Annotated in this window: 8 protein-coding genes and 4 pseudogenes; 8 read left to right on the top strand and 4 right to left on the bottom strand. The window is 38.7% G+C overall.

Annotated elements, in window-relative coordinates:
* Positions 1–474 precede the first annotated feature (474 nt).
* Together xseB and BLV99_RS17515 are read right to left on the bottom strand one after the other, a co-directional pair.
* Complete coding sequence (xseB, locus tag BLV99_RS17520) at positions 475–669, bottom strand: exodeoxyribonuclease VII small subunit (protein ID WP_092692953.1); 195 nt, start codon at positions 667–669, stop codon at positions 475–477.
* Positions 662–1516: pseudogene (locus BLV99_RS17515) on the bottom strand (exodeoxyribonuclease VII large subunit); the annotation flags it as partial. The gene xseB and the pseudogene BLV99_RS17515, both read right to left, overlap by 8 nt.
* Positions 1517–1571: 55 nt before the next feature.
* Between BLV99_RS17515 and BLV99_RS17510 the strand changes: the two are divergent.
* Positions 1572–2504: an IS5 family transposase gene (locus BLV99_RS17510; RefSeq protein ID WP_002122868.1), complete on the top strand. Its 933-nt coding sequence runs from the start codon at positions 1572–1574 to the stop codon at positions 2502–2504.
* Between the two features lie 400 nt (positions 2505–2904).
* Here BLV99_RS17510 and BLV99_RS17500 read toward each other — a convergent pair whose 3' ends face one another.
* Entirely contained in the window at positions 2905–3243 is a 339-nt protein-coding gene (locus tag BLV99_RS17500) for a hypothetical protein (protein ID WP_092692950.1), read from the bottom strand.
* A 1113-nt stretch (positions 3244–4356) separates the two neighbouring features.
* Here BLV99_RS17500 and BLV99_RS17490 point away from each other — a divergent pair.
* The 3 genes and pseudogenes from BLV99_RS17490 to BLV99_RS17480 all read left to right on the top strand — a co-directional run.
* Positions 4357–4605 (top strand): annotated as a pseudogene (locus BLV99_RS17490) (hypothetical protein); the annotation flags it as partial.
* Between the two features lie 164 nt (positions 4606–4769).
* Positions 4770–5183, top strand: a complete 414-nt coding sequence (locus tag BLV99_RS17485) for a hypothetical protein (RefSeq protein WP_092692947.1) — start codon at positions 4770–4772, stop codon at positions 5181–5183.
* 54 nt (positions 5184–5237) lie between these two features.
* On the top strand, positions 5238–5483 hold the full coding sequence (locus tag BLV99_RS17480; protein ID WP_213030968.1) for a hypothetical protein: 246 nt from the start codon (positions 5238–5240) through the stop codon (positions 5481–5483).
* Here BLV99_RS17480 and BLV99_RS17475 read toward each other — a convergent pair.
* Positions 5460–6161 (bottom strand): annotated as a pseudogene (locus BLV99_RS17475) (transposase); the annotation flags it as partial. The gene BLV99_RS17480 and the pseudogene BLV99_RS17475 sit on opposite strands and share 24 nt — an antisense overlap.
* A gap of 49 nt (positions 6162–6210) precedes the next feature.
* Between BLV99_RS17475 and BLV99_RS17470 the strand changes: the two are divergent.
* From BLV99_RS17470 to BLV99_RS17455, 4 genes and pseudogenes are all read left to right on the top strand, one after another.
* Positions 6211–6687, top strand: coding sequence for a helix-turn-helix domain-containing protein (locus BLV99_RS17470; RefSeq protein WP_004677047.1), 477 nt, complete (start codon positions 6211–6213; stop codon positions 6685–6687).
* Positions 6683–7222 (top strand): IS630 family transposase, encoded by a 540-nt coding sequence (locus tag BLV99_RS17465; RefSeq protein WP_126038012.1) that lies wholly within the window; start codon positions 6683–6685, stop codon positions 7220–7222. Before BLV99_RS17470 ends, BLV99_RS17465 begins: the two co-directional genes overlap by 5 nt.
* A 9-nt stretch (positions 7223–7231) precedes the next feature.
* Positions 7232–8158: pseudogene (locus BLV99_RS17460) on the top strand (DEAD/DEAH box helicase); the annotation flags it as partial.
* Between the two features lie 57 nt (positions 8159–8215).
* Positions 8216–8451: transposase (locus tag BLV99_RS17455; RefSeq protein ID WP_131725231.1), on the top strand; the 236-nt coding region annotated here is incomplete at its 3' end.

The raw sequence follows: 8451 nt of genomic DNA, 5'->3' as shown, positions 1-8451 counted from the left end.
AGATTTTGTCACATACGGTCTGCGTCGTTATGAATAAAAAATGTGGTTATTCGCCGATTCAATTTGAAAAGCTTATTTAAAGTTGAGATTGGCGTGATAATTTAAAATTTTATGATATTGATATACAATTATTTATTAGTATAAAAGAGCTGTTTTAATCCTTAAAAGGGGAGGGCCTTTTCTGTTCGAGTGGTATCAACATAACTTTCCAACTCCTCCATTGTAAAAAGATAAGTCTGCACCTGATGCTTAAAACTTTTTATAGCAAAATCAAAATGTGGTTGGTTATTGCTTTACCTATAACAAATTCCGCCTGATAATTAGCAATTCTCCCCATATTTTCACAAAAAATGAAGGTTTACCGATGTTCTGGAAGAGTGCCCACATTTCCCGATCGTAGAGTTTAAGCTATCGCATCTGACATGGAGTCATAACACCAAGCTTACGAGCCTGATATACAACTTTAACAATAAACTATTCTTTAAAAGTATCATTTAAAGCCTGTTGAACTGCATCTACACGTGTTTTACAGGCTTTGTATGCAACCATAGACTCTTCAACGATTTTCATTAAATTATCGATGTCGGGCTCTTCTTGTGACTCTAATAGTTCAGCATTCTTTTTAAGGACATCATAGCCTTCCTTGAAAGAGAGTTCGTTTTTACTCATTATTAATTACCTTCGTTACATTTGCTTGAATGGTACCATCCTGTAATTCTACTTGGATGTTATCACCTGAAATCTGTTGTATAGAGCGAATAGCTTTCCCTTCACTACGAACAATTCCGTAGCCTTTAGCCATCACGTTTCTTGGATTCTGGATTAGGGTTTCACGCATCAGTGATTCGACTTGATTCGTTGCTAGTTTGATCTGTTGCTGGGCTAAGTAATGTAGGGTGCTTCGCATCAAATCTACGCTCTTATTTGCTTCATTGATCTGGCCATGCGCAAGCGTTTTAATCACTCTCATGTATTGGTCATTTTGGCTTTGGTATGCCGTGATTTGATGTTGAGATAAGAGCTTGATGGTTTGGAATGAATCTAAGACGTCCTGCGTCCGTTCAGCAATTAGATTGCGAATACCTCCAATTACCTTACTTGGTGTGTCAAATGAACGGTTTGCAACTTCATCTAGTATCGTACGGTCTTTTTCGTGACCAATGCCGACCCAAATTGGCACAGTTCGTTTGGCCAATAAGGCAGCCAGTTCGTAATCATTTAAATAGGCAAGGTCGTTTACAGCACCACCACCGCGGATAATCACGATGAGATCTGGAGGGGTATTGAAATCGGTAGCCCATTGTCTCAGACCATTACTTAGAGAAGTGATAATACTCTGTGCAGCTGTGTTCCCTTGGAATGTGGCTGAATAGTATTTGAAATGACATACACCAGCTTTTTCTAAAGCGTCAGCATCTTTTTTGAAGTCACCTAGACCTGCAGCATTTTCAGGAGCAATTACCAGGACATTCTGAATATCAAAGGGGGTAGGGATGAGTTTGTTTTTATTTAATAGGGGCTTTGTTGCACAAACCTAGCATCAAAAGCTTATTCAGCAATATAATTTCAAAATGAATAAGCCTGCCTCTAAAATCTACCGTACAACCAATTGGTCATCCTATAACCGAGCCTTAATTAACCGAGGTAATATTTCCATTTGGCTTGATCCAAAGACTCAGTGGTATGCACAATCACAAGGCAAGCAAGGTCGAAATCAAACCTACTCCGATACAGCGATTCAATGCTGCTTAATGATCAAATTACTATTCCGACTCTCTTTACGTATGGTCACAGGTTTTGTTCAAAGTCTGATTAAACTCTCTGGATTAGATTGGACAGCTCCGGATTATTCCACCCTTTGTCGTAGACAAAAGCATATTGATATTGCGATTAGCTATCAAAAAAGTAGTGATGGACTGCATCTACTCGTAGACTCTACTGGTTTGAAGTTTCTTGGTGAAGGTGAATGGAAACGCAAGAAACATGGGGCTGAATATCGTCGCCAATGGCGTAAGCTTCACATTGCTATAGATGCTAAAACCCTGCAAATACGTGCAGTACAACTCACCACAAATAATGTCAGTGATTCTCAAGTACTCGAAGATTTACTTGCTCAAATTCCCTTGGATGAACCAATTGATTCTGTTTATACAGATGGTGCTTATGACACAAAGCACTGCCGACAAGTCATTTTAGATCGAGATGCACATGCGATCATTCCACCTAGAAAGAATGCAAAGCCTTGGAAGGATCAGCAAGCGAGGTCTATAGAGCGGAACGAATTATTAAAGACAGTCAAACGGCTAGGCAGATCGCTTTGGAAAAAGTGGTCTGGTTATCACCGTCGAAGTTTGGTTGAAACCAAGATGCATTGCATCAAATTATTAGGCGATAAATTAACAGCGCGGAGTTTTCCAAGTCAGGTGAATGAGATCCATGCACGCATGGCAGTCTTGAATAAATTCACAGAATTAGGTCGCCCTCATACCCAAGTTGTCTCTTAAATTTGAGTAGCTTAAGGGAACTCAGCCTTTCAAACCTTTATGCAACAAAGCCATATAGCTTTACGCTTCGTGCTGAGTATTATGAATACTGAGATCAACTGATTCGAGTAGTACTGATTATGAAATTCTGTAATGTTGCTTAATGTAGGATTTTTTGTAGCTGGGATCTCGGTTCTGAGTTTAAGCTAGTTTCTCGTATTACATGCTAAAGTTTCTATATAAGACACTATCTCAAGAAATGAATAATGATGAAGGTACTTATCTGTCAATGCCGTTATTTGATGCTAAATCTGCAATCTGTCATCAGCTTTTGACCGCCGCGGCTGCGACGCCATACGCTTTTGCAAGCGTAGGCGAAGCAATTAAAGGGTAGTCCGAGGGAGCCAGCAGAATATGCTGATTATGCTTCATAACGTGCTCCCAAAAGACGTTCAGCACGTTCAATCAGGTTTTGACGTTGATGGGTGCGGAATGACCAGAGCGAAGGGGTATGATTATTTTGATTGAGTTTTGCGACTTCAGCGATTTGTTCATCATTCATCTGGCGCATGCATTGACGAATAATTTGGTGCGCATGTTCAAGCTCGGTCAGCAAGGAGTCTGCAGTATCGAGTGCTTGATAAAGCTGGGTTAAAGTTTGACGCTGGGGATTTGAAATGCTTTTGCCAAGTTCAACAATCAGTTGAGAGGCTTGTTTTTTAGATGTGCTAGTGTATGCACCATGAAATTTAGCGTTCATAGCAGTGGTCCTAGATAAGTTTTAAATACTTACCAGCATTACTTCTCACGGTAATGGTGGCAGCGAGACAGGGGTGAGAATACTGAATCTAGGATCAGCCAACCTTACGGTTGCCCTATCAAGCTGCCATAACGACTGCTAAAACAGTAGACAAAAAAATAGCCGCGAGTGCGACATTAATTTGCACCTAGATTGTATCAGGTTCTCACGCCTGAACACAGATTTTGCTGTGTCCTATAAGCTTATCTGCGTATCCCGTGAACTGTCAACGCTGTATTTGATTATTTTTACAAAACGCAACATTTCATTAATTCATTGATTAAGCTTTAGTTATTGGGGAAGTCTGACGGCTGGGTCTACCTATGATGAACAGGCATGTGTCGTTTGATACGGCATAGCATTTCTTCACAATAGCTTAAAAAGAATGAGTGTTTGGCGAAGATCTATTCAATCATTTTATTCATTTATTTTATTCAAGAAGAGCAGTTCATTTTAGACCGATCCATAGCATCAAAATGAGCCCATCGATGGTTTTAATTTGAGCTTATGGGCGAAATCAACAACTTAACTGAATTTATTCAAACCGATCATGTGAATTTTATCGTATCGCGAAATTGACTAAAGCGCTGGATAAATCTAATATGAGCTCGCTGGCCTACATTGCCAGTCGGTTTTGACAGACCGATTCATCTAGCACATGAGGTTTATATTTTTGGATATAAACTGAATGTGGGAATCTTCACGTCCCCCTTTTTTTCTATGGTAGGACGGAAGGGGGACACTTTCGGGTGTGCTGATTCCTAGATGATCAGTCTGTCAACCCCTTTTCGTTCTGCCACCATTATTTGACAGTAATTTGGTAGAACTTCTATTACATCTAGGAGCTTCTCATGCTGTACCGATTTATTCTTTATTGTGCCTCCGCACCTGTTCAACCTTGTTGTGTCATTCAACAGGGCATACAGCACTGATTTTAAATTGTAAGCTGTATTAAAAAAAACATTTTTACACGAACAATCTCTAAGGTGGATGGCTCAATCACGCCTATAAAAAAATACTTATTTTTATATCCCCTTGTGATTGTCAATTGCATTGAACATGCGGGGAACAATGATGTCTGAATTCACTCAACCAAAAATCATTCCAATCGAAAATCGCCCACCAAAATCTAAAGTCTTTGTGAAGTGCATTGTGGCGCCGATCGTCATCTTTTTAATTATGGCCAAAGTCTTTTCCTTTGGCTGGTTTGGCTCTCTATTCTTTGGCATCTGGCTGTTGTGGTTTGTGATCACTTATTACTTCTATGAATATGGCAATACCTACTTTGCAGGCATGACGGAGCAACTGACCCGCCAAGGTGAATAACGATAAACACCACTTTTTTGGAAGAATTTTTAATTAATAAAAAAAATAATATGTTTAATATTAATAATTTGAGATTTATTTTTCAATTTATTTAAAGTTTTAGAAAATTAAATAAAAAAAATGGTATAAAAGTTTGTATATGATTTTAGATTTATTTGAGTATGATTTTTGATCAGCTTGCAACAAATACAACTGTGTTTCTTTATCAATTTATGTTTCCATTCGCTGCTAAAATTGACAAGTTGACTACTGTGAAAGCGCAGCTTAAGCGCTTAAAAAATCTTCAACCGCGAAATAGTAAAAGTAAGCAGTCCAGTTTCAAAAAACTCTACATAAAGATCTGGAAGCAAATTTTAGTTATTTTAAAAAATGAGCGAGAAGTACGTGCAAGTGTGAATTATGTCCCACAGCTACAGTTAATCCTAAGACTTGATACATTTATCGATCCACAATTCCATCAAGAAATTTTTGGTGACGACAAAATATTAAATGCTCATTTTTTTATAATTTTCTTTGATTTTCGTAATGAAGATATCAAAAAACAAGTCTTAGAAATTTTCAAATATCGATCATAATCTTTTCTTCAACACTTTGATGAAGCAGAAAATTTGAGCTGAGATTAATAAAACATGAAAGAAAACTTTTTAGAAGATTATTTGAAATTCCAGCAAACTGCTATGTTGAAAGAATTTGCTGGATTAAGTGAGGATGATTTAAAGCAAATTAATTTGCTTAAAAGTGGCGCAGCTAAGATCTATCAAAATATTGTTGAATCACGCCAAATTGGAGCCGATTATCTATATGCTGCATTCACATACTTCAGTGTTTACTTATCTAGGACTTACGCACTATCATTTATAGACTCTCTGTGGTAGCAGATGATTTTTATCGAGAATAAAGTCATCAATGAAGTTTTTGATCATTGGTCTAAATAATTTCTTCTGCCAATGATATACATTTTCAAAGATCCCCTCAAACTGGTTCTTTTGTATCTCCACGTAGGCCATCAAGGCTGAAAAAATATGATTCAAAATCAGTTTAGACCGTCTTACTTGAAACTTTTCAATATGACAAACCTGTTTAATCACTCGGTGATATTGTTCTATTTTCCAATGACTTGAATGTAATTCATGAAAACCCTCAAAGGACAATAAATCATCTTCATCTTGATACACAATATAAAACCTCTGCTGTTCTTTTAACTGAGTCTTAAATAATTGTACAAAGCCAAAATCTTTGAGCCAGACCACTTGACCCTGATGAAAATTCGGCAATAAACGCAGTTGAAACCATTGTCCTTTTTCTGGGGAAACCTTACGGTTACAGTCGATACCAAACATAAATCGAATACCATGTTTTCTTATGGTTTTTAGATTTGCAGTCGATGAATACCAACTATCACCTGTAATAAATTGAATCTTTGCACCCCAACTAAGTACTTCACTTAACATATCCATAAAGTAATCATTCTTGGTTTTACCCTCAGATTTGTCATAAATTCGGAAATTAATTGGAATATTTTGACCATTCTGATCTGTCGCATAAGTTGACAAAAACAACTAAACATGCGAAAAGACATTTTTGGTTAAACGATGTTTGCACATGCCACGGATTGTTACCGTCCCACTCAGCTTAGAACAGCGTGCACAACTAATTCTCCTGACCAAGCATGCAGCACATTGGCGTGAAAGACAACGTGCCCAAACCATTCTCTGGCTTTCCGAAGGTAAAACTGTTGCCGAAGTTGCTGCGTTACAAGAGCGTATCCCAGAAACCATAAGGCTACAACGCCGACATTGGGAGCTACATCAGTTTGAATCGATTCAAGAAGGTCATCGCTCAGGCCGTCCCAATACACTGACCTCAAACTATCAGGCTCAAATCTTAGAGTGGGTCAACACAAGCCCACTCAATGCAGAACAAATCCGAGTCAAACTGCATGAAAAACACGGTGTATCCGTGTCTGTTGAAACTCTTCGCAAGTTTTTGCGAGATTCAGGCATGGTCTTCAAACGCACCCGCCACAGCTTGAAAAAAAAGAGACCCGACCGCATTTGGACAAGCGCAACAGCAGATTGAAGCATTACGTGAGCAAGCGGCACGTGGTGAAATTGTATTGGGCTATGTGGACGAAACAGGATTTTCGGCTACGCCAGATAATCGTTATGCATGGACAAAGATAGGCGATGTTCATGCGGTTGATGCTGTAAGACTAAAGCGAGTTAATGTGATGGGTTGTCTGCTGTCAACGGGTCATCTGATCACCAGTTGCCTACAGGAGTCCGTTAACAGTCGCTGGTTTTATGCCTATTTGATGGGTGTAGCAGCACAGGTGAAACGCAGCTATCAAGTTCCTTTGGTGTTGATTGTTGACAATGCCTCGATTCATCGCAGCAAACAGATGGTAGATTGGCGCAAGCTTCTTGTACAAGAGTATTCAACGACTTTGTATTTTCTACCTGCGTATAGTCCTGAGCTGAATAGAATTGAGATGGTTTGGAAGCAGATGAAGTATAACTGGCGGGATTTTAAGGTGATGAAGGCAGATCAAATAGAGCGTTGGGTTGGGCAGATTTCAAAGGGTTTTGGTAATGAATACATGTTTACTTTTTAGTTGATACTTATTCCTTGCTGGGTCATGTCACACCTTCAGGTATCTGAATCTATGCCTGCTGAATTAGGTCTCTTTGACTTAGTGATTGTGGATGAGGCATCACAATCATCAATTGACGTATTACCCGTTTTAATGCGTGCTAAAAAGTTATTAGTTGTGGGGGATAATAAGCAGGTTTCTCCGAGTAATGTCGGCCTAGCAAGTGCTCAAATTGATGTATTAAGGAATCGTTATCTACATGGTCAGCCGCATGCTGCATATTTAACACCAGATATGTCTTTATACGACATGGCTTCTTCTATCTATGAGTCAAGTGTGATGCTTCTAGAGCATTTCCGCTGTCATCCTGCAATCATTAGTTATAGTAATAAAAACTTTTATGGTAACCGTATTAAGCCAATGCGACTATCGAAGAAGTCTGAGCAGTTAAGCCCAGCTTTAGTCGCAATTTATACACCGCAGGGGTATAGAGAATCTAAAAACAGCAAACATATTAATCGAATAGAAGCGAAAGCAATTATTGAGGAAATGAAGCTACTTATTAAAGATGAACGATATACGAATAGATCAATTGGCGTGATCTCGTTGCTAGGTCCAGCACAGGCTGAGTTCATTCAATCAGAAGCTTTGAATGAGTTTGGCGCAGGTACTCTTACCCAAGTTCAATTTGCTTGTGGGGATGCTTCAGCATTTCAGGGTGCAGAAAGAGATATTATTTTCTTATCTATGGTAGCAGATCCTCAGAATTGTCATGCTTTGAGTCGATCCGATCATGAACAGAGATTCAACGTGGCTGCAAGCCGTGCTCGTGAACGGATGTATCTCGTCCATTCCGTGAGTCGTGATCATATATCTCCAAAAGATCTAAGGCTGAATTTACTCAATCATTTTTATGATTTGCAAGAAGATCAAAAAGCAGAGGTGGATCAGGAAATTTGAACAACACTTATAAGTGATATTTTGCTCCCCAAATGATGTTATAAACATCAATATATGGAGTATTTTATGGCACGTAGACCAAGAAGAAATCATTCAAATGATTTTAAAGCTAAGGTAGCACTTGCTGCGATTAAAGCAGAAAAAACACTTGCTGAATTGAGTGCTGAATTTGATGTTCATCAAAACCAAATTATCGACTGGAAAAATCAACTGATTTCAGCTTCCTCGCAAGCTTTCGATCAATCAAAAGCTCCAACAGAACCACCCATCGATCTAAAAAAACTACATGC

This window comes from Acinetobacter kyonggiensis (assembly GCF_900107285.1).
GTDB lineage: Bacteria > Pseudomonadota > Gammaproteobacteria > Pseudomonadales > Moraxellaceae > Acinetobacter > Acinetobacter kyonggiensis.
Note: the sequence above shows the minus strand (reverse complement) of the source record. Positions and strands in the feature narration are given on the sequence as shown.